The organism is Mycobacterium aquaticum (genome assembly GCF_002086485.1).
Lineage (GTDB): Bacteria > Actinomycetota > Actinomycetes > Mycobacteriales > Mycobacteriaceae > Mycobacterium > Mycobacterium aquaticum.
The window spans coordinates 1-20077 of record NZ_MVHF01000076.1; the positions used below are offsets into that span (position 1 = coordinate 1).

Genomic DNA, 20077 nt, shown 5'->3' on the forward strand with positions numbered 1-20077 from the left:
TAACCCACGAACATGGGTGAGCGAGGCCCCGGCCCGCAACCCCCGACACAACGCCGACGGTCACTCATACCGTCTAGGTTCTATACAAATAGTCGTGGATGAACATGGATGCTCTCCATTTTGTACATCCAGTGATGCACTGTTCCTGCCTAAAGTCAGGGGCATGACTGTCGTTGACACTCGCCAAGACCGCCCGAGCAGCGTGCGCCGGGTCGTCACCGCGATCCCCGGCCCCCGCTCGGTCGAACTGTCCGCCCGCCGTGCCGCTGCACTGCCCGCCGGGCTGACCAGCTCGTCGGCCGTCTACGCCGAACGGGCCGCCGATGGCGTCTTGGTTGATGTGGATGGCAACTCGTTCATCGACCTCGGTAGCGGTATCGCCGTCACCACCGTCGGCAACAGCGCTCCGCGAGTCGTGGAGCGCGCGGCCGCGCAGCTCGAGCGGTTCACTCACACCTGCTTCCTGGTCAACGGCTACGAGAGCTACCTGGAGGTCTGCGAGACCCTGAACCGGCTGACTCCCGGGGATCATCAGAAGCGCACCGCCTTGTTCAACACCGGTGCCGAGGCGGTCGAGAACGCGGTCAAGTACGCCCGCGTGGCCACCGGCCGCCCCGCCGTTGTGGTGTTCGACCATGCCTTCCACGGTCGCAGCCTGCTCACCATGACCATGACGGCCAAGAACATGCCGTACAAGAACAACTTCGGGCCGTTCGCGCCTGAGGTGTACCGGGTGCCGATGGCCTACCCGTATCGGTGGCCGAGCGGGCCGGACAACGCTGCCGCCGAGGCCTTCGAAGAGTTCCGGCTCGTGGTCGACGCTCAGATCGGCGCCGGTTCCGTCGCCGCAGTGGTGGTCGAGCCGATCCAGGGTGAGGGCGGATTCATCGTTCCCGCACCGGGATTCCTGCGTCAGGTCGCCGAATTCTGCGCTGAGCGGGGCATCCTGCTGATCGCCGACGAGGTGCAGACCGGCATCGCCCGTACCGGCAACTGGTTCGCCAGCGAACATGAAGGCATCGTTCCCGACATCATCACCACGGCGAAGGGTCTGGGCGGCGGACTGCCGCTGGCCGCGGTGACCGGCCGTGCCGAGGTGATGGACGCCGCGCATGCCGGAGGCATCGGCGGAACCTACAGCGGCAACCCCGTCGCGTGCGAGGCGGCACTGGGAGTCTTCGAGACCATCGAGTCCGAAGACCTGCTGACCCGGGCCCGCCGCATCGGCGACATCCTGCAGGCCGAGTTGGCGGACATCGCCGCCGGAACCAACGTCATCGGTGACATCCGCGGCCGCGGAGCGATGATCGCCGCCGAATTCGTCACGGGTGATGCCTTGACGCCCAATCGCGAAGCGGTGGCCGAGATCGTGCGCTACGCGCAGGACAACGGCGTGCTGACGCTGAGCGCAGGAACCTTCGGCAATGTGCTGAGATTCCTTCCGCCACTGACCATCCCGGACGAATTGTTGCGCGAGGGGCTCGGCGTGATCCGCGACGCAGTGGCCCGGATCTGATCAGGACCTGAAAGGACTGCCGACGTGATAGAGCTGCTCAACCACATCGACGGCGCATGGACCGACGGCGCCGCTGCGCAATTGTTCGACAACAATCCGGCCTTCCCTGAGCAGACGGTGGCCGCCGGCACTTTGGCCGACCACGACCAGCTGGACCGGGCTGTGCGTGCCGCGCGTGAGGCTGCGGCGCGATGGGCGCGCGAACCCATGCACGCCCGCGCGGCCGTGCTCTCACGCGCGGCCGACCTGGTCGACCGGTCTGCCGAAGCGTGGGGCGCCGAACTGACGCGCGAGGAGGGCAAGACCCTCGCAGAAGGCATCGGCGAGGTGCGTCGGGCCGCGCAGATCCTGCGGTACTACGGCGGCGCCGCCGACCGCGAGGCCGGGACGGTGTACTCGTCGCCCCGGGCCGGTGAACAGATCCTGGTGACGCGCAAGCCGATCGGTGTCGTCGCCATCGTCACGCCGTTCAACTTCCCGATCGCGATCCCGACATGGAAGATCGCGCCCGCCCTGGTGTACGGCAATGCCGTGGTGTTCAAACCGGCCAGCGTGGTGCCCGTCCTGGCGATGCGGTTGACCGAGGCGCTGGTCGAGGCCGGCCTGCCGCCCGGCGTGCTCAACCTCGTGATCGCAGGCGGTGCAGTGGCGTCGGCGCTGGCCGAGCACCCGGGCGTGGATGCCATCAGCTTCACCGGATCGACCGCAGTGGGGCGGGGCATCGCCGCCGCTGCGGCCGCACGAGGGGTTCCGGTGCAGGCTGAGATGGGTGGAAAGAACGCCGCGGTGGTACTGGAGGATGCCGATCTGGACCTCGCCGCCGAGCAGGTGATGCTTGGTGCCTTCCGCTCATCCGGCCAGAAGTGCACGGCCACATCACGTCTCATCGTCGCCGACGCCGTGGCAGACGAGTTTCTGGCCGAGCTGGCCATCCGGGTGAAGGGCCTTGAGGTCGGCGATCCGATGCAGGCGTCGGTTGCGGTGGGCCCGGTGGTCAACGAATCAGCCTGCCGCTACATCAAGCAACGCACGGCCGATGCCGTCTCCGACGGTGCCCGCGTGATCGCGACCGCCGAAGATCACCAATCCGGTTCTGGTGACGGCTACTTCGTCACTCCGACGGTCTTACAGCTGCCGTCGGTGCAGGCCCCGCTGTGGTCGGAGGAGCTGTTCGGCCCAGTGCTGTCGGTGCTGCGGGCTGCCACCACGGAGCAGGCCTTCGCGCTGGCCAACAGTGGTGACTATGGCCTCTCGGCTGCAGTGTTCACCACCGACCTGGGGCGCGCGCTCACTGCCGTCGACGACCTTGATGTTGGTGTGCTGCACGTCAATTCGGAGTCGGCGGGCGCCGACCCGCACGTCCCGTTCGGCGGTGCCAAACGCAGTGGCTACGGCCCGAAGGAGCAGGGCGAGGCGGCCCGGGAGTTCTTCACTCACACCACCACGGTGTACCTGCGCGGAGGACGGCCATGAGCACCCCGGGTGCGCTGGACGGCGTCGTCGTCGCGGACTTCAGCCGCGTCCTGGCGGGGCCGTACGCGACGATGATGCTGGCCGACCTCGGTGCCGAAGTGATCAAGATCGAGCGGCCCGGTTCCGGTGACGACACCCGAAGCTGGGGGCCGCCGTTCGACGCGGACGGGCAGGCAACGTACTTCAACTCGGTCAACCGCAACAAGCGCTCGGTGGTCCTTGATCTGCAGAGCCCGGAGGGCGTCGAGCAGGCGCGGGAGATCGTGCGCCGCGCAGATGTCGTCGTCGAGAACTTCCGCACCGGCACCATGGAACGCCTGGGGCTCGGCTACGACGCCCTCGCCGAGCAGAGGCCCGGCCTGATCTATTGCTCCATAACGGGTTTCGGTTCCGGTCAGGGGGCCGACTTGCCCGGTTACGACCTGCTGGTGCAGGCAGTCGGCGGCCTGATGAGCGTCACCGGACCGCATCCAGGTGAACCCACGAAGGTCGGCGTCGCGTTGGTCGACGTGCTGGCCGGACTGCACGCCGCCACAGGCATTCTCGCCGCGCTGCACCACCGCACTGCCACCGGGCAGGGGCAAAAGGTGGAGACCAACCTGCTTTCGACGCTGCTGTCGTCGCTGGTCAACCAGGCGTCGGGATACCTCGGCGCGGGGGCGGTTCCCGGGATCATGGGCAACCGGCATCCCAGTATCGCGCCGTATCAAGTGTTTTCGACCGCAGACCGGCCCCTGGTGCTGGCCGTCGGAAACGACAAGCAGTTCCGCGCCCTGTGTGTGGCGCTGGGCTGTGAATCGCTGGCCGACTCAGAGGATTACGCGGACAACACGTCTCGCGTCCGCAACCGCGATGCGCTGGTCGCTGCGTTGACCGAACGCCTCGTCACCCGCGGCTCCGATGAATGGTTCGCCGTCCTGACCGAGGCTGGGGTTCCGGTCGGGCCGATCAACGACATCGCCCAGGCATTCGATCTGGCCAAGCGCCTCGAGCTCGACGCCGTCGTCGACGTGCCAGGAACCTCGGTTCCGCAAGTGGCCAACCCGATCCGCATGTCGGTCACCCCACCGCAATACCGCAGCGCGCCACCGAAATTGGGTGATTAGACCGACGACGGGCGCGTGATGTCACACTGCACGGCAGTCGGATCGAAGCCGAATGGACTGCCGAGATAGTACAGAACGGTGCCGTGCGACTCGGGCAGCGTGGGGTCGAGCACCCTGAGATTGGTCGATGGCGGCGGCGGGTCTGTCATACCTTTCAATGTAGTGCTGGTGGTGATCTCGACCTCGACGCCGAGATCATGTGCCAGTGCCTGAACCTCCTGGGGATTTGTCAACTGGCCTGCGCTGTTCCAATTGGCGGTCTCATTGAACCGCGGGCGCAACTCCGATGCGCACCGTTGCTCTGCAGCCGCATACAGTTCGTCCGTCGCCTGCTTTTCGCGGGCGCTCCGCTGATCGGTGGTGTACTGCGCGATGGCTCCGATGCCGACACCGACCGCCACGATGGCCCCGATGATCCGGCCCACGGTGTTGACGGCGACATATGTCTCTGACGGTTCGGTCTTGCCGCGGAACTTCCACCCCTCGTCAAGGCGGAATGCCAGGTCCGGTTTGAACGCGAAGAACACCAGTGCGACGGCTGCGGCGAACGACAGGATTCCCAGCGCCAGCATCGCATTCCCCCTCAGCGTTTCGGCAGGTCTTGAGCCAGCAGTTCTCTGGCTTTGAGCGCGATCCACATCTCCGAGCGGGTGTGCGCGGAATCCAGGTCGCGGCCGGTGAGTTCGGCCACCCGGACCATGCGGCCCCGCAGGGTGTGGCGGTGCACGCCCAGTTCGGCCGCTGCGGCCTCCCAGTGACCATTGTGGTGCAGGAAAGACTCAAGGGATTCCACCAATTTGGCGCCGGTCTCGGCGTCGTAGTCCTGCAGTGCGCCGAGCCAGCGGTTGGCGATCGAGCGCAGCACGGTGTCCGGCTGGGTGCTGAGCAACAGGCTGAACGTGCCCAGCTCGTCGAACCCCACCAGCCGGTGGCCGTTGGCCTCGGCCACCCGCACGGCTGAAAGTGCTTGCTGCAGGCTCAGTCCGGCATTGGCGATGGGTGCCGGTTCGCCGAGCCCGCCGTTGATGGCGCGGCGCAGCCCGGTGCGGGCCCTGTTGTAGACGCGGTCGAGTTCGGCGCCGGCCCCGTCGGCGTGGAGGACCACTGCCAACCCCTCGCCGTTGCGGACACCGGCCATCAGATAGGGCTGGGGATCCAGCGCGGCCGCCAGTTGATGTTCGGCGGGCAGCGCGGGGCCGACGTCGGTGAACACAGCCACCACCACCGAGTCATCGGGCGCGAAGCCGAAATAGCGCAGCAATGCCGGATCCACTTCCAGCGTGTTGTCCAGCAGCGCCTGCGTGACGCCGGTGCGTAGGCGCTGCTCGGCGTCGATGACCCGGGCAGGCTTGGCGAGTTCGATGGACAGCAGGGCCAGCGCGTGGCCGACCAGCAGTCGTTCGCCGGCATCGAGCGGATCGACCGACGACACCGCCAGATATCCCTGCTTCTCGTCGGCCCCGGGAATCTGCTGGATGGTCAGGCTGCCTCGGTCGTCCACCACCACGCGGCTCACGCCGCGCCGCCGCTTCTGGTCCTTGTCCAGTTGCTCCTGCACGCGTTCGACGAGACCGGCGGTGTCGACCCCGGCTTCTGCCAGCACCACGCGGGAGCGGTCCATCACACACACAGCGCAATCGAGCGCGGACGCGAGGGTGTCCACGAGCGCGGGGATGCCGCCCCGCATGGTCACCCGCGCCAAATTTTCCTGACCTTGGACGACCTTCTGCACCAACCGCACCTGATCGGCGGTGATCTCGTCGATGACGGCTCGCGAGATCGCGATGAACGGCGTGCTGGGGGAGACCGCGAGCACCGGGATGCCGTACTCGTCGGCTGCCGCGCACACCGCGTCGGGCACCTTGTGGAAACGCACCCCGGTATCGAATGCCAATGCGGCACTTCCGGATTCGACGATGCGGCGGACATAGTCGCGTTGCTCGGCGGCCGACTCGGGCAGGTGCAGACCCGTCGTCATCACCAGCTCGCCGCCGGAAAGCCACGGGCTGGGGTCGGTGAGCTCGATGGCGTGCGCCCAGGTGATCACGCGGTCGATGCCCTCGCGCCCCGCGACCAGCGACAACGCCAGATCGTTGACGCCGATCAACCGGCGTACCGTCATCGCCATCGTGGCGTTCCCTCTCCGCGTTGCGACTGTACAAAATGTCGACCCTATCCGACCGGGCTAGACATTACTGACATATCTCGGCGCAAGTTTCGGCTCGTAGAGTTTGAGTCATGACCACGACGACCACCCCGGCTGCTTCCACGAACCTGCGGCCGCTGGAGATGTTCGGCATCGACAATCTGCTCGATGAGGACGAACGCGACATTGCCGCGACCGTGCGCCGATTCGTCGACACCCGGCTGCGCCCGAACCTTGCCGAATGGTTCGAGAAGGGCGAACTCCCCGGGCGGGAACTCGCCAAGGAGTTCGGCGACCTCGGCCTGCTCGGCATGCACCTGCAGGGATACGGCTGCGCAGGCACCAACGCCGTGAGCTACGGCCTGGCGTGCATGGAGCTCGAGGCCGGCGACAGCGGTCTGCGCAGCTTCGTCTCGGTGCAGGGTTCGCTGTCGATGTTCTCGATCCACCGGTGGGGCTCCGAGGAGCAGAAGCAGGAGTGGTTGCCGCGGCTGGCCTCCGGTGACGCGATCGGCTGCTTCGGCCTGACCGAGGCCGACTTCGGCTCCAATCCCGGCGGCATGCGCACCACCGCGCGGCGGGACGGCTCCGACTGGATCCTGTCCGGCACCAAGATGTGGATCACCAACGGCAACCTCGCCGACGTGGCCACTGTGTGGGCGCAGACCGACGAAGGCATCCGTGGCTTCGTCGTCCCCACCGACACACCCGGCTTCAGCGCGAACGTCATCCACAAGAAGCTGTCGCTGCGTGCATCGGTCACCTCGGAGCTGGTGCTCGACAACGTCCGGCTGCCCGCGTCGGCGCAGTTGCCCGAGGCCGTCGGCCTGCGTGGTCCGCTGTCCTGCCTGAACGAGGCCCGCTTCGGCATCGTGTTCGGCGCGCTGGGTGCGGCCCGCGACAGCCTCGAGGCCGCCATCGATTACGCCGGTGTGCGTGAGGTTTTCGACCGCCCGCTCTCCAGCTACCAGCTGACCCAGGAAAAGCTGGCCGACATGACCCTGGAGCTCGGCAAGGGCATGCTGCTCGCCCTGCAACTCGGACGGCTCAAGGACACCTCCGGGGTGACGCCGGACCAGATCAGCCTCGGCAAGCTCAACAACGTCCGGGAAGCGCTGGCCATCGCACGCGAATCCCGCACCATCATGGGTGCCAGTGGCATCACGCTGGAGTACTCGCCGCTGCGCCACGCCAACAACCTGGAGTCGGTCCTCACCTACGAGGGCACCAGCGAAATGCACATGCTGTCCATCGGCCGTGCGCTGACGGGGCAGTCGGCGTTCCGCTGACCACTTAGGGCAGCTTCATGGTTGCGTGGCTCGCAGGCTGAGCGAAAGCAGCAGCCGCACATCGGGATCGGTGAGTGCGGTGGCCAGCAACTGCTCGATGCGGCGCACCCGGTAGCGCACCGTGTTGGGATGCACGTGCAGCCACTGCGCCGCGGTCGCGACGTCGCCGAAGCTGTCGAGATAGGCCCGCAGCGTGTCGGCGAGGACCGGATCGTTGTCCCGCAACGCCCGCACGCGCGGGTCGATCAGCCGCTCGTCGGCGGCGATGGCGGTGACGATCTCGTCCAGCAGCACCGTCGTGCGGGCCTCGGCCAGCGACGTCACCTGCCCTAGGGCTCCCGGGTGGCGCTCGGCGCTGTCGAGCACCCGATCCACCTCGAGGCGCGCGGCCGCGGCGCCGGCCAGTCCGTTGACCGGGCTGGCGATGACGGCATGCAGTTCCAGGCCCAGCTCGGTGCGCAGCGCTGCCACGGTGCCGCGGATCCAGGAGGTGACCGCGGCGGGTTTTCCGGTGCTGGGGAACAGCACGTAGACCCGGGTACGCGCCGACGCCACTTGAGCGTCTTGGCGAAAAGCGCTGGCACTCAACGACAGGATGTCCGAGAGCCGCGATCCCGGGATGCTGCCGTCGAATCCGATCAGGGCGGCCCGCCCGTCGACCGCGATACCGAGCTCGCGAGCGATGAGGTCGATGTCGGGTGCGCCGTCACCGGGGCGCAGGCCGAGCAGTTCCTGGATGCGCACCATGTGCGTCGACGGGGTCGCGGCCAGCCGGGTCATGATGCGGGCGGCCAGTACCGCCGCGCCGCGCAGCACGTCGTCGGCATCGTCCGCCAAGGGGCGGCTGCCCTGCTGCACCCAGATCGTCCCGGCGAACGCGGGGGCGCGGCGCTCGTCGGGAGACGGCTGGAAGATCCCGATGGCCGAGCGCGGCTGCAGCCCGAGCTCGGGCCGCTCGGCGACGTGCACGACGTCCGGTTTCGCACGGATCGCGTCGAAGATGCCCCACTGTGCGATCCAGGCCAGGTGTTCTGATGGGCCGGCGCGGCCCAGGATCGACAGCCGGCGCAGGTCGTCGGCCTCGTCGTTGGACGCCGAGTACGCCAGCACGTGCGACTGGGCGTCTTCGATGCTGACCATCCCGTGGGTGCGGTCGGCGATCGACTGCGCGAGGCTGAAGAGGTCCGTGCCGGAGTCCTCGGATTCGCGGTCGCCGTGATGCTCGAAGACGTGATTGACCAGGCGGTACAGCCTTTCCCACCGGGCGCGTGGGTCGACGGCAACCACGGCGGTACCTGCCGAGGTGGCGCGTGCCACCACCGCGGCCGACGGTTCCTTGATGAAGATCGCTGTCGGTGGGCGCCGGGCGATCTGCTGATCCACCCAATTTCTGGCGTCCGCATCGGGAATCCCGAGCAGGAAGAACACGTCGGCCGACCCGGCGGACGGGGCCAGGCCCAGCCGCACGTCGTCGGAATCGATGAGCGCCGCCGACGCCACCGGCAGATCGAGCCCGCGCGGGGCCTGCACAAGCTGGACCAGCGTGGCGTCCAGCGCGAGCAAGAGTTGGCCGAGGCTGACACCGGTTGTCGCCATGTTGTCCGATCGTACTGGGCAACGGCCAAAGTGTTGTCGGATCGGACAAGAGTTGCGTGGGTCACGTCGGGGATTCTTAAGCCTATGGATGCCATCACCAACGTGCCGCTGCCAGCCAACGAACCGGTCCACGACTATGCCCCCGGCTCGGGTGAACGCACCCGGCTGACCGCCGCTCTCGCCGAGTTCTCCGGGCTCGCCGACGCCCCGCTCGACCTGCCGCACGTCATCGGCGGCGCCCATCGCATGGGCAACGGCGAGCGCGTCGATGTGGTGCAACCGCACCGCCACGCGGCGCGCCTCGGCACTTTCACCAACGCCGAGCATGAGGACGCCACCGCGGCGATCGAAGCCGCTCTGGCCGCCAAGAACGATTGGGCAGCGCTGCCGTTCGACGAGCGTGCCGCTGTCTTCCTGCGCGCCGCCGACCTGCTGTCCGGCCCGTGGCGGGAAAAGATCGCCGCGGCGACCATGCTGGGTCAGTCCAAGACCGCCTACCAGGCCGAGATCGACGCGCCCTGCGAGTTGATCGACTTCTGGCGCTTCAACGTGGAGTTCGCCCGTCAGATCCTCGCCGAACAGCCGATCAGCGGCCCCGGGGTGTGGAACCGCACCGACCACCGGCCGCTCGAGGGCTTCGTCTACGCCATCACGCCCTTCAACTTCACCGCGATCGCAGGCAACCTGCCGACCGCGCCTGCCCTGATGGGCAACACCGTGGTGTGGAAGCCGTCGCCCACCCAGGCCTTCGCCGCGTACCTGACGATGCAGCTGCTGGAAGCCGCGGGCCTGCCGCCCGGCGTGATCAACCTGGTCAACGGTGATGGCATCGCGGTTTCCGATGTGGCCCTTGCCGATCCGCGGCTGGCCGGTATCCACTTCACCGGCTCGACGGCGACGTTCCAGCACCTGTGGCGTGAGGTCGGCACCAACATCGACCGCTACCACACCTATCCGCGGCTGGTCGGCGAGACCGGCGGCAAGGACTTCGTCGTCGCCCACACCTCGGCGCGTCCGGATGTGTTGCGCACGGCGCTGATCCGCGGTGCCTTCGACTTCCAGGGCCAGAAGTGCTCCGCCGCGTCGCGGGCATTCATCCCGCGGTCCGTGTGGCACCAGATGGGTGACGACTTCCTGTCGGCCACCGAAGCCCTGACCTACGGCGACGTCACCGATTTGAGCAACTACGGCGGCGCGGTCATCGACAGCCGGTCGTTCGCCAAGAACGTCAAGGCCATCGAGCGTGCCAAGAGCGCCGCCGGGGTGACCGTCGCCGCCGGTGGTGAATACGACGACAGCGAAGGCTATTTCGTGCGTCCCACCGTGCTGCTGTCCGATGACCCGACCGACGAGTCGTTCTCCACCGAGTACTTCGGCCCGATCCTGTCGGTGCACGTCTACCCGGACAACGACTACGAGCGCATCCTCGGCGTCGTCGACACCGGATCGCGGTACGCGCTGACCGGCGCGGTGATCGCCGACGATCGCGCCGCGGTGGTCACCGCGCAGGACCGGCTCCGCAACGCCGCGGGCAACTTCTACATCAACGACAAGCCCACCGGTGCCGTGGTCGGCCAGCAGCCGTTCGGTGGCGCCAGGGCGTCGGGCACCAACGACAAAGCGGGCTCGGCCCTGAACCTGTTGCGCTGGACCTCGGCTCGCTCCATCAAGGAGACCTTCGTGCCGCCCACCAACCACACCTACCCCCACATGGAGGCCTGACATGGCGAGTACGCGAGGTGCCTTGGAGTCCGCGTTCCAGCGGGCCGCACGGCCGGCGATCCTGGCTGCCGCGCGCTCTGCGCGACTGCGGCGGACCGCCGAGCGACTCCCGGTGACCCGCAGTGTCGTGGACCGGTTCGTCGCGGGCGACACCATTCCCGATGCCGTGGATGCCGTTGCGGCGCTGCGTGCTTCGGGCCGTATGGTCACCATCGACTACCTCGGTGAGGACACCACCCGCATCGAGGACGCCGATCAGACCGTCAAGGCCTACCTGGCGCTGCTCGACCTGCTCGGTGAGCGCGACGAGGCCGCATCAGCGGTGCGGCCGCTGGAGGTGTCGCTCAAGCTCTCCGCACTGGGCCAGGCGCTGCCCCGCGACGGGGAGAAGATCGCGCTGGAGAACGCGCACACGATCTGCGCCAAGGCCCGCGACGTCGGTGCCTGGGTGACCGTCGACGCCGAGGACCACACCACCACCGACTCCACCCTCTCGATCGTGCGTGACCTGCGCACCGAATTCGACTGGCTGGGCACGGTTTTGCAGGCCTACCTGCACCGGACCGAGGACGACTGCCGCGAGTTCGCCGAGGCTGGTGCACGAATTCGGTTGTGCAAGGGCGCCTATGACGAGCCCGCCACGGTGGCCTACCGTGACGCCGCAGACGTCACCCGCTCCTACCTGAACTGCCTGCGGATCCTCATGGCAGGATCCGGGTACCCGATGGTGGCCTCGCACGATCCGGAGATCATCGAAGCCGTGCCCGCCTTGGCCCGTGAATTCGGGCGCTACGTGGACGGTTTCGAGTACCAGATGCTGTACGGCATTCGCGACGCCGAGCAGCGCAGGCTGGCCGACGCAGGCAACCACGTGCGGGTGTACGTCCCGTTCGGCAACGAATGGTACGGCTACTTCGTTCGCAGGCTCGCCGAACGCCCAGCCAACTTCGGCTTCTTCCTGCGGGCGTTGGCAGAGCGTCGGTAGGGCTCAGGCCGGGAATGCTGCTACGTCCATCTGCACGGTGCCGCCGCACGGGCCGCCGACGATCTGAGTGAGCCAGGTGCCCCGCAGGGTTCCGTCGGTATGCGGCGCGTAATACGCCCACGACCGGGCCGGCGCCCACACTTTCGGAACCCCTTCTCCCATATAGCAATCCCACTGCCAGTCATAGATGTGCACCCATCGGCTGCCGTCCCAGGTGTAGCGCGGTGGCAACGGCAGCGTGGGGTTCTTGGGGGTTGGGCCGTCGATCACCGTGGAAATGCAGGTGCCCGAAGAACAATCGGTGGAGAAGGTGTACACGTCGCTGAACGTCGGCTCCGGCTGCCTTGCGGCCAGGCTGGTGCCCGTCTTCTGAGCGGCGTACCGGACCAACGAGTACCGGCCATTCCACGCCTGATCGGCGGCATGCGCCGTCGGCGCCGCGGTCAGGGCCGCCACGATCAACAAGCCGAGCGCGACCGGTCGCCTCATCGTGCGTTCACGCTAGCCCGTCGGGCGCTCATTGAGCAGGAGCAACGCCCACGCCGCGATCGACTGCGCGTCGGTGATCTCGCCGTCGCGCATCATCCGCTCGACCTCGGCACGCTCGAACCAGGCGCTGTGCATGTCCTGCTCCTCGTGTTCGCGCTCGTGTTCACCCTCGCTCAAGCCGGTCGCCAGGTACACCCACCCGCGCTGGCTGCTCATTCCCGCGGCCACATCGAGCAGGCCCAACCGCTGCATGCTCGTCGCCCGCAACCCGGTCTCCTCGCGCAGTTCCCGGTGTGCCAGCGCATCGGGATCGAGATCCAACCGGTCCGGTGCGGTGCCCTGCGGAAACTCCCACCTGCGTAATCCCAGCGGGTACCGGAACTGCTCGACGAGGTGGTAGCGCTCCTCGTCACGCGCGATGACCAGCGCATACGTTGGCTTGTCGATGACGGAATAGATGCCCTCGGTGCCGTCCGGACGACGGATGGTGTCCTCCCGCAACGTCATCCAGTTGTTCCGATACACCTCGCGTGACTGCAGTTGCCGGATGACGCCCATCGGCCCAGTATCGCCGATCGAAGCGGTGGGCCGAGGTAGCCTCACAGGCGTGCTGCTGGCCTCTTTGAACCCCGCAGCGGTTGCTGCCGGTGCCGACATCGACGACGCCGTCCGTATCGACGGCGCTGTGCTCAGCCGTAGTGACGTGATCGGGGCGGCCACCTCGGTGGCCGAACGGGTCGCGTCGGCCCGGCGTGTCGCCGTGCTGGCCAAGCCGACCGTCACCACCGTGCTGGCCATTACCGGTTGCCTGATCGCAGGTGTCCCGGTGGTCCCGGTGCCCGCCGACGTCGGTGCCGCTGAACGTCGCCACATCCTCACCGATTCCGAAGCCCAGGCGTGGCTGGGGGAGCTGCCAGAGGAAAGTGAAGGGCTGCCGCACATCCCGGTCCGCGTGCATGCACGGTCCTGGCACCGGTACGCCGAACCCGCGCCCGAATCGACCGCCATCATCATGTACACCTCCGGCACCACCGGTCCGCCCAAAGGCGTACCGATGACCAGACGGGCCATCGCCGCAGACATCGACGCGTTGGCCATGGCATGGAACTGGACGGCTCAGGACACGCTCGTGCACGGCCTGCCCCTGTTTCATGTGCATGGCCTGGTGTTGGGCCTGCTCGGTTCATTGCGCATCGGAAACCGATTCGTACACACCGGAAAACCGACGCCGACGGCATACGCGGAAGCGCGCGGCACGCTGTACTTCGGGGTGCCGACGGTGTGGTCGCGGGTGGTCAAGGACCTCGACGCCGCACTGGCACTGTCGTCGGCGCGGCTGTTGGTGTCGGGCAGCGCGCCTTTGCCGGTACCGGTGTTCGACGAGTTGGTGCGGCTCACCGGACACGCGCCGATCGAACGCTACGGCAGCACCGAGTCGTTGATCACCCTGAGCACCTCGGTCGACGGCGAGCGCAGACCCGGCTGGGTCGGCCTGCCCCTGGCGGGAGTGGAGACCCGCTTGGTCGACGAGAACGGTGCGCTCGTGCCCCGGGACGGCGAAACCATCGGGCAGTTGCAGATCAAGGGCCCGATGGTGTTCGACGGATACCTCAACCGGCCCGACGCCACCGCCGACGCCTTCGACGCCGACGGTTGGTACCGCACCGGTGATGTGGCGGTCATCGACGCTGAAGGCATGCACCGCATCGTCGGTCGGGAATCAGTCGACCTGATCAAGTCCGGCGGCTTTCGGGTCGGCGCCGGTGAGATAGAGACGGTGCTGCTCGGGCATCCCGGCGTGGCCGAGGTGGCGGTGGTCGGTGTGCCGGACGACGACCTCGGCCAGCGGATCGTCGCGTTCGTCGTCGGCGACGCCGAGCCTGCTGCATTGATCGACTTTGTGGCACAGGAGCTTTCGGTTCACAAGCGCCCGCGTGAGGTGCGGCTGGTGGCGCAGCTTCCGCGCAATGCGATGGGCAAGGTGCTGAAAAAGGAACTGGTGCAATGGCATTGAGATTCTCTGAGATCTGCATCGACGCGCATGATCCCGAAGCGCTGGCTGTCTGGTGGGGTCGGGTGCTCGGCTGGCCACATCACACCGATTCCGACGGCGACGTGGCGCTGACACCACCGCAGGGGCAGGGCCCGCTGTGGCTGTTCCTCGCGGTGCCGGACGACAAGGTGGTCAAGAACCGCCTGCACCTCGACTTCACGCCCGACGATCAGCAGGCCGAGGTCGACCGGCTGATCGGCCTGGGCGCGCGCCACGTCGACATCGGCCAGGGGGAGCAGACCTGGGTTGTGCTCGCTGACCCCGAGGGCAACGAGTTCTGCGTTCTTTCCGCTGATTGACGGCTTTGGGTAGTTGCCAGGCGGCGATGCCACCATGGCCGCATGCGCCGACTGACTCGCCTGGCGGTCTGTGCCGGTCTGCTCGCCGCCTGCAGCACCCCCAGTCCGCCGTCGCAGCAGCAGCTCCCGCCATTGGGCTGGAATTCCTGGAACTCCGGGATTCCCCTGACGGAGCAGACGGTGCACGAGACGATCGATGCGATGGTGGCGTCGGGCATGCGCGACGCGGGCTACCGCTACGTCAACCTCGACGCCGGCTGGGCGGCACCCACCCGAGCTGACGACGGCTCATTGCGGGCTGATCCGGACCGCTTCCCACACGGCATCGCCGCACTGGCCCGGTATGCGCACGACCGTGGCCTGCTGCTGGGGATCTACCACAGTCCGTTCAACCAAGGCTGCGGCCAGGATCCACGCATCGGCGGCGCGGGCCACGAGCAGGCTGATGCCAAGACATTCGCCGGTTGGGGCGTCGACTACTTGAAGTACGACTGGTGCCGCGCCGAAGCCGACCACGACGAACAGGTGCGGTACTTCACGGCCATGCGGGATGCGTTGCGCCACACCGGCCGTCACATCGTCTACAGCATCAACCCGAACAGTTCGGGCGATCCGGTCGCCGGATTGGAGTATGACTGGTCGCACGTCGCCGACGTCACCCGCGACGCCGTCGACCTGGTTCCGGCCTGGGGTGACACCGCGTTGTGGCAGGAAGGGCTGGCGGGAGTGGTCCAGGCCTTCGCCGAGGCGGGTTCGCTTGCGTCGCGGGGCAATTCGACCCATGTCAACGATCCGGACATGCTCGTCGTCGGGATCGGCTGGAAGCAGTTCGCCACCGGGCATCCGACCATGGTGCTGGGTCCGCCGCGCGCCGACCTGACCGACACCGAGCAGCGGGCGCACTTCTCCCTGTGGGCCATGTTGGCCGCACCTCTGTTGGCCGGCAACGACATTCGCAATATGACAGACCAAACCCGCGACATCTTGACCAACCGGGACGTGATCGCCGTCGACCAGGACCCGCTGATGGCGCAGGGCCAGCCGCTCAGCAGTGATGCGCGGGTGGTGATCAAGCGGCTTTCCGGCGGGGCGGTGGCAGTGGCACTGTTCAACCAATCGGCCGAGGTTCAGACCATCCGAACATCACTGGAGGCCATCGGTCTTGACGGCCACACCCGCGCGACCGTGCGAGATCTGTGGCAGCACACCGACAGCACCAGCACCGGTGCGATCGAACGGCAGGTGCCGGGGCACGGCGTGGTGATGCTGCGAGTGAGTCCCTAGCTAGCTCGCGCCCAACGTGAACAAGATCGCGAACTTTCGCGAAAGTTCGCCATCTTGTTCACGTTGGGCGATTCGGCGCTGTGTGGTCACAGGCGTATCGTGGGAAACACACAGGTTTACGTGACGACTCGGGAGGAGACGTCCGGTGAGTGTGAAGAAAGTTGCGGGGACGGTAATTCTGGCCGGCGCGCTCGTTGCTGGACCCATCGGATTCGGTGCTGCCTCGGCGCAGGCAGACCCTGGTTGGGGTCCCGACCTGCCGTGGATCCCAGGGCCAGGATGGGTTGACTGGAATGGCGGAGGTAACTGGGCTCCACCGCCTGGGCAGGCGAAGAAGCTGTGCCCGTGGAATTCTCCGCCGGGTCACTGGATCGGCGGTCCGCACGGGGTGCCCTGCACCTAGTGTCCGGGCTGACCTAGTTACTTAGAACCGCAGATGCAGTCGGTCCCGCACTTGCAGTTCTCACACGTACAGTCCGGATTGCCGCAGCCCGTGGACTCGGTATTCGTATCGCTGCTCATGCATATGAGTTTATGCCGGTGCCACCAGTGAGTGGAGTTCTTTGCCGTCGTCGGAGAGCTCGACGAGGCTGTTGTCGATTCTCCACAGTTCGTGAAACGAATCGGGGTTGACCGGTGTGGTCCACAGCTTTTCGCAGCTGTCCAAGTCCATCGCGAACGTCGTCGCTCCGGTGGTCTCATAGCGGACGGTCTCGAATACGCCGACGCTTCCGTCATTGGCGACATACCCGCTCATGTTGGGCCGGCACGCAGTGCCTTCCTTGCCTGTCGTGAGGTCGAACTGCCTCCACCGCCTGACCTTCACCGGCCCCTCCCACGTGGACTCGGGCGCGTACAGGCGGTGGCCGATCACACGTGCGTTCTGCCCCAGTTGCTGATCCGGAAATTGGATGAGCCCTGCCCCGTTGGCGCCGAAGACCGTAGATTCAGGTGCTTCCAGGGTCGGGAGGATCATCGACAATGTCGTCAACGTTCCCCGAATGTCGGTCTGGCCAACACGATTGCCCGCATTGTCGAAAAACACGACGATGTCCGGTATCGACAACTTCATGTCGGAGGTGGCCTCGACTGCGAAACCTCCGGGATAAACGACGGTCTGGAGAGGGCGTAGCCCATCGCCAAGCTTGGGCGTGATCACTTTGCCATCGATCAGCGAGAAGACGGTCATGCGATCTGACCCTCTGACCGAGTCCTTTGCCGCTGCCAGCGTTGGCGGTGTGGCATCGGAGGCCCATCTCGTGGTCCCTATCCCGACGCCAGGAATGAACCACGTGGTTTCCGTACGGGGACCGATGCCGTAAATACCCTCGCCTGGTACTCGTGCGACTGCGTAGGAACCCATCTGCTCGACGCTGGGACCGTCGCTCGAGTTCGCGTGAAGTTTGGTCGGACCGTGGAACAAGACATCGCCGGTGCGGGTGTCGATCGCCCAGGCGACGCTCTCCAAATTGCCCTCGCGGACGGCGTCTGAGATGCATAGGACGGAGTCGGGTCCGTTCACGAAGCAGTCGAGGAAATCCGCGCCAGCATCGATCCTCACTGGGGCAAATAGTTGTTTACCGGTGTGGACGTCCAATCCGACCAGCCGTCGTTCTGAGTCTGGGGAGTCGGGGCTTCTCGCGAGGAAATAGCCCTTCGCGCCTACGGTCCCAATGAGCGGCGTAGACCACACATGCGGTTCGTTGGTTCGCCCGAAGATACTGTTCTCCGGCAGGCCCAAATCCTCAACGCTTGTGCGCCAGCCTGGGACCGGGCGCGCTCGCATGGACGATTCGAGCACCGTCTGTTCTGGTGGCTGCCAGTCCCCTCGATGGAACGTTGGACCGGCGCTGTCGCTCATCAGCCGTTTGGTCATGACCACGCTGACGATGATCGCGGCAGCTACGGAAACGACCGCGGCCACAACCAAACCGATCGTTGCCCATCTCGCATAGCGCGGCATGGGGCGGCGGTAAGGACTCCTCGTCATACCGGGGTCGTTCTATTCGGTGCCGGAATAGTAGTCGGCAAGCATCCGCGCCTTCTCGCTGATCACGGTCTCAGGGGTGGGCAGCCCGATGGTGTGTTCCAGGAAACTGCGCGTACTCGCGGGATCTTGTCCGAGTTCTCGCATCCAAGTCGCAAGGAGATAGTGCTGCGCCGCCTCGGCCTGCCTACTCGTGAGAGCGCAGGTCGTGACGACCTCGTCCGCGAGTTCTGCCTCGGTGAGACTCGTTACCTGCCTCGACAAAGCCACCTGAATCACTCTGCCGTCCATGAGGCCAGTCGCCGTGACAGCGCCACTTGGACTGACCGCAGTCACCAGTAGCGTTTCGACCATCTCGTCGCTGTCGCCGGCTGCCCCCTCTGGATTGTCGTCCGCGACATCGATCCAATTGCCTTCAAAATTGTCGTCAATCGAACTAGAACCGGGAATTTCGTCGTATTCGAATGGATCGTCATCGTCATCCCAGGAGTCTGTCGAGTGCCACCAATCGTCAGTCACGTCGTCGTCCCGTCAGTCGCGGCATCACGCTTGACACGCCGTGCCGGCCTCCCCGATTGTCCTGCCTTCGCGGTAGTCGACGTTGTTGTAGTTGGTGGCGGCCCGTCCCAGCTTCTCGTGAAACTCTGCCGCGACTTTCGCTAACGTCTCTCCGGCAATCTGTCGGGGTTCGCCACTAGACAATGCCTGGATAGTGGCTGCACAGACCAACCCATGTGAGCTTTCAATCTTGGTCGCGATGTCCGCAGCTTTGCGATTCGCTCCGGTGATGAGGTCGCCCGCCGTCTGATGTTTAGCTCCGAGTTCGTCCAGGAATTCGGTCAAAACAGCTAAGTTCAGTTCCAAATTAGACATAGGTCGTCCTTAGGGCATTCGAGTGGACATCATTTGGGGAGTCCCGCGGGTGGATGGCTCGGTGGGGTGATATGCGGCAACGGTAGATCTGCAGGCAGGTCATAGATTGGCGGCGCTTCGGATTCAACAGGTAGTGGTGTTGCCGGCGGCCCGTAAATCGGCGGTCGTTTCCGCGGCTCGTATGGCGATTCGGCTTTGGCGTGGGAGGGCAGGTCTGCCTGATCCTGCAGGGGATCTACGAACGGGCCGCACCCACCGGCCTTCCCCGATGTGTCACTCTTGGCTTCTTCGTAGCCAACGGAAACTCTCCGGATATCCGCCGCATTCTGCAATGAGTTGCTGACCATGATTGCCATTTGGGTTGATGTGGTACCGAGGGCCGCGGCGGCTGCCGCCGTATCGGCGGCAATCAATTTTGCGATGTTCACCCCCGGAATGAGAAGTAGGGCCCGAGTTGCGAGGCCGTAGTCGGATAGAGCTTGTGAGGTCGTATCCAAAACTTCACGAGTCTGCCGAACCTGGTCCGCTTCTGTTTTCAATACGCGGCCGATTTCTCGATCTGCAGCCGAGACGGCAGAAACGTGCGTCCGATGCGCAACAGTGACGGTGTTGTACGCCTTAGCTGCTGCCCCATCCCACGTTTTGTCGTCGTCTTCTAACTCCGCACCGAGGAGCGTCTCCAGTGCCTTTTGGAGGTAGATGGCCGACTCCCAATATTCGCTGCCTTCTTCGAGGCTGCCCGATCCGGTGAGCTTCTTTTCGCTTTCTATGACGAGTTGAGCTGCAGCAATGATCGGGGAGTCCGCCAACTTGCCCAATGCGCCAAGGTATTTGATCGGAGCGGGCGCGATGTCGATACCGAGGCCGGCGAGGCCGCTGACGACGTCCTTGGTATCGCCGATCACCTTGCGGCCGTTGGTGGCGACACCGTGCATGTCCAGCTCTAGGACGTCCTGGACTAGGCCCGGCACATCGCTGATACCGCTTCTGATGCCATTGCCGATGTCGAACAGATCTTTGAGAATGCCCACCGCAAGAACCCCCTTGCGTGACAGTCTAGGCCCCGGTCATACAGGAAACTGTCAGCAGTTTCGCAGCAAGGTTCGGGGTTAGCTGGAGAGTCGGCAAAGGGGCGTGCGGAACCGTCGCCGGATCGCCTGCATGCCAATTGGCACGCACCGGCTAGACGGTATGAGTGACCGTCGGCGTTGTGTCGGGGGTTGCGGGCCGGGGCCTCGCTCACCCATGTTCGTGGGTTA

The 20077-nt window shown here is 66.0% G+C and carries 18 protein-coding genes; 9 read left to right on the top strand and 9 right to left on the bottom strand.

Going from position 1 to position 20077, the window contains the following annotated elements:
* Nucleotides 1–163 precede the first annotated feature (163 nt).
* Genes gabT through BST13_RS37365 form a run of 3 tightly spaced genes read left to right on the top strand, consistent with a single transcriptional unit; the run spans nucleotide 164 to nucleotide 4095 of the window.
* Entirely contained in the window at nucleotides 164–1516 is a 1353-nt protein-coding gene (gene gabT / locus BST13_RS37355) for a 4-aminobutyrate--2-oxoglutarate transaminase (protein ID WP_083171135.1), read from the top strand.
* A gap of 24 nt (nucleotides 1517–1540) precedes the next feature.
* Nucleotides 1541–2989 carry an aldehyde dehydrogenase family protein gene (locus BST13_RS37360; RefSeq protein ID WP_083171137.1) on the top strand — a complete coding sequence of 483 codons (1449 nt, stop codon included), beginning with the start codon at nucleotides 1541–1543 and terminating at the stop codon, nucleotides 2987–2989.
* Entirely contained in the window at nucleotides 2986–4095 is a 1110-nt protein-coding gene (locus BST13_RS37365; RefSeq protein WP_083171139.1) for a CaiB/BaiF CoA transferase family protein, read from the top strand. The genes BST13_RS37360 and BST13_RS37365 overlap by 4 nt, the downstream gene beginning before the upstream one ends.
* On the opposite strand, the gene BST13_RS37370 is transcribed toward BST13_RS37365, so the two are convergent.
* Both BST13_RS37370 and BST13_RS37375 read right to left on the bottom strand, forming a co-directional pair.
* Nucleotides 4092–4667: a DUF6199 family natural product biosynthesis protein gene (locus tag BST13_RS37370; RefSeq protein ID WP_083171141.1), complete on the bottom strand. Its 576-nt coding sequence runs from the start codon at nucleotides 4665–4667 to the stop codon at nucleotides 4092–4094. The genes BST13_RS37365 and BST13_RS37370 overlap by 4 nt on opposite strands.
* A gap of 11 nt (nucleotides 4668–4678) precedes the next feature.
* Nucleotides 4679–6223 (bottom strand): PucR family transcriptional regulator, encoded by a 1545-nt coding sequence (locus BST13_RS37375; protein ID WP_083171143.1) that lies wholly within the window; start codon nucleotides 6221–6223, stop codon nucleotides 4679–4681.
* A gap of 110 nt (nucleotides 6224–6333) precedes the next feature.
* Here BST13_RS37375 and BST13_RS37380 point away from each other — a divergent pair, with 110 nt between their 5' ends.
* Nucleotides 6334–7530: an acyl-CoA dehydrogenase family protein gene (locus tag BST13_RS37380; RefSeq protein ID WP_083171145.1), complete on the top strand. Its 1197-nt coding sequence runs from the start codon at nucleotides 6334–6336 to the stop codon at nucleotides 7528–7530.
* Nucleotides 7531–7545: 15 nt separating this feature from the next.
* Here BST13_RS37380 and BST13_RS37385 read toward each other — a convergent pair whose 3' ends face one another.
* A complete protein-coding gene (locus BST13_RS37385; protein ID WP_083171147.1) occupies nucleotides 7546–9126 on the bottom strand; it encodes a PucR family transcriptional regulator in 1581 nt (526 codons plus the stop codon).
* 84 nt (nucleotides 9127–9210) lie between these two features.
* Between BST13_RS37385 and pruA the strand changes: the two genes are divergently transcribed.
* Nucleotides 9211–10848 (top strand): L-glutamate gamma-semialdehyde dehydrogenase, encoded by a 1638-nt coding sequence (gene pruA, locus BST13_RS37390; protein WP_083171149.1) that lies wholly within the window; start codon nucleotides 9211–9213, stop codon nucleotides 10846–10848.
* Nucleotide 10849: 1 nt separating this feature from the next.
* Entirely contained in the window at nucleotides 10850–11833 is a 984-nt protein-coding gene (locus BST13_RS37395) for a proline dehydrogenase family protein (protein WP_083171151.1), read from the top strand.
* Nucleotides 11834–11836: 3 nt separating this feature from the next.
* Here BST13_RS37395 and BST13_RS37400 read toward each other — a convergent pair whose 3' ends face one another.
* Together BST13_RS37400 and BST13_RS37405 are read right to left on the bottom strand one after the other, a co-directional pair.
* Entirely contained in the window at nucleotides 11837–12322 is a 486-nt protein-coding gene (locus BST13_RS37400; RefSeq protein ID WP_083171153.1) for an Rv2253 family sensor-like surface protein, read from the bottom strand.
* Between the two features lie 12 nt (nucleotides 12323–12334).
* Nucleotides 12335–12880, bottom strand: a complete 546-nt coding sequence (locus BST13_RS37405) for an NUDIX domain-containing protein (RefSeq protein WP_083171155.1) — start codon at nucleotides 12878–12880, stop codon at nucleotides 12335–12337.
* 49 nt (nucleotides 12881–12929) lie between these two features.
* Between BST13_RS37405 and BST13_RS37410 the strand changes: the two genes are divergently transcribed.
* The 3 genes from BST13_RS37410 to BST13_RS37420 are packed head-to-tail and all read left to right on the top strand — an operon-like array spanning nucleotide 12930 to nucleotide 15958.
* Nucleotides 12930–14336, top strand: coding sequence for an acyl-CoA synthetase (locus BST13_RS37410; RefSeq protein WP_083171171.1), 1407 nt, complete (start codon nucleotides 12930–12932; stop codon nucleotides 14334–14336).
* On the top strand, nucleotides 14327–14674 hold the full coding sequence (locus BST13_RS37415) for a VOC family protein (protein ID WP_083171157.1): 348 nt from the start codon (nucleotides 14327–14329) through the stop codon (nucleotides 14672–14674). The genes BST13_RS37410 and BST13_RS37415 overlap by 10 nt, the downstream gene beginning before the upstream one ends.
* A gap of 42 nt (nucleotides 14675–14716) precedes the next feature.
* Complete coding sequence (locus BST13_RS37420; protein ID WP_083171159.1) at nucleotides 14717–15958, top strand: glycoside hydrolase family 27 protein; 1242 nt, start codon at nucleotides 14717–14719, stop codon at nucleotides 15956–15958.
* 532 nt (nucleotides 15959–16490) lie between these two features.
* Here BST13_RS37420 and BST13_RS37430 read toward each other — a convergent pair.
* From BST13_RS37430 to BST13_RS37445, 4 genes are read right to left on the bottom strand one after another with little or no spacing between them, the layout of a single operon-like run.
* On the bottom strand, nucleotides 16491–17921 hold the full coding sequence (locus BST13_RS37430; protein WP_142282945.1) for a hypothetical protein: 1431 nt from the start codon (nucleotides 17919–17921) through the stop codon (nucleotides 16491–16493).
* A gap of 39 nt (nucleotides 17922–17960) precedes the next feature.
* Complete coding sequence (locus tag BST13_RS37435) at nucleotides 17961–18464, bottom strand: hypothetical protein (RefSeq protein WP_083171165.1); 504 nt, start codon at nucleotides 18462–18464, stop codon at nucleotides 17961–17963.
* Nucleotides 18465–18488: 24 nt separating this feature from the next.
* Nucleotides 18489–18818: a type VII secretion target gene (locus BST13_RS37440; protein WP_083171167.1), complete on the bottom strand. Its 330-nt coding sequence runs from the start codon at nucleotides 18816–18818 to the stop codon at nucleotides 18489–18491.
* Nucleotides 18819–18847: 29 nt separating this feature from the next.
* Nucleotides 18848–19849 (bottom strand): EspA/EspE family type VII secretion system effector, encoded by a 1002-nt coding sequence (locus BST13_RS37445; protein WP_083171169.1) that lies wholly within the window; start codon nucleotides 19847–19849, stop codon nucleotides 18848–18850.
* Nucleotides 19850–20077 lie beyond the last annotated feature (228 nt).

What these genes read in the sequence shown, in the direction of transcription:
- BST13_RS37400 (WP_083171153.1), bottom strand. Translation starts at nt 12,322, where the DNA reads ATGAGGCGACCGGTCGCGCTCGGCTTGTTGATCGTGGCGGCCCTGACC.
- BST13_RS37405 (WP_083171155.1), bottom strand. Translation starts at nt 12,880, where the DNA reads ATGGGCGTCATCCGGCAACTGCAGTCACGCGAGGTGTATCGGAACAAC.
- BST13_RS37430 (WP_142282945.1), bottom strand. Translation starts at nt 17,921, where the DNA reads ATGCCGCGCTATGCGAGATGGGCAACGATCGGTTTGGTTGTGGCCGCG.
- BST13_RS37420 (WP_083171159.1), top strand. Translation starts at nt 14,717, where the DNA reads ATGCGCCGACTGACTCGCCTGGCGGTCTGTGCCGGTCTGCTCGCCGCC.
- BST13_RS37395 (WP_083171151.1), top strand. Translation starts at nt 10,850, where the DNA reads ATGGCGAGTACGCGAGGTGCCTTGGAGTCCGCGTTCCAGCGGGCCGCA.
- BST13_RS37375 (WP_083171143.1), bottom strand. Translation starts at nt 6,223, where the DNA reads ATGGCGATGACGGTACGCCGGTTGATCGGCGTCAACGATCTGGCGTTG.
- BST13_RS37365 (WP_083171139.1), top strand. Translation starts at nt 2,986, where the DNA reads ATGAGCACCCCGGGTGCGCTGGACGGCGTCGTCGTCGCGGACTTCAGC.
- gabT (WP_083171135.1), top strand. Translation starts at nt 164, where the DNA reads ATGACTGTCGTTGACACTCGCCAAGACCGCCCGAGCAGCGTGCGCCGG.
- BST13_RS37385 (WP_083171147.1), bottom strand. Translation starts at nt 9,126, where the DNA reads ATGGCGACAACCGGTGTCAGCCTCGGCCAACTCTTGCTCGCGCTGGAC.
- pruA (WP_083171149.1), top strand. Translation starts at nt 9,211, where the DNA reads ATGGATGCCATCACCAACGTGCCGCTGCCAGCCAACGAACCGGTCCAC.
- BST13_RS37415 (WP_083171157.1), top strand. Translation starts at nt 14,327, where the DNA reads ATGGCATTGAGATTCTCTGAGATCTGCATCGACGCGCATGATCCCGAA.
- BST13_RS37440 (WP_083171167.1), bottom strand. Translation starts at nt 18,818, where the DNA reads ATGTCTAATTTGGAACTGAACTTAGCTGTTTTGACCGAATTCCTGGAC.
- BST13_RS37370 (WP_083171141.1), bottom strand. Translation starts at nt 4,667, where the DNA reads ATGCTGGCGCTGGGAATCCTGTCGTTCGCCGCAGCCGTCGCACTGGTG.
- BST13_RS37380 (WP_083171145.1), top strand. Translation starts at nt 6,334, where the DNA reads ATGACCACGACGACCACCCCGGCTGCTTCCACGAACCTGCGGCCGCTG.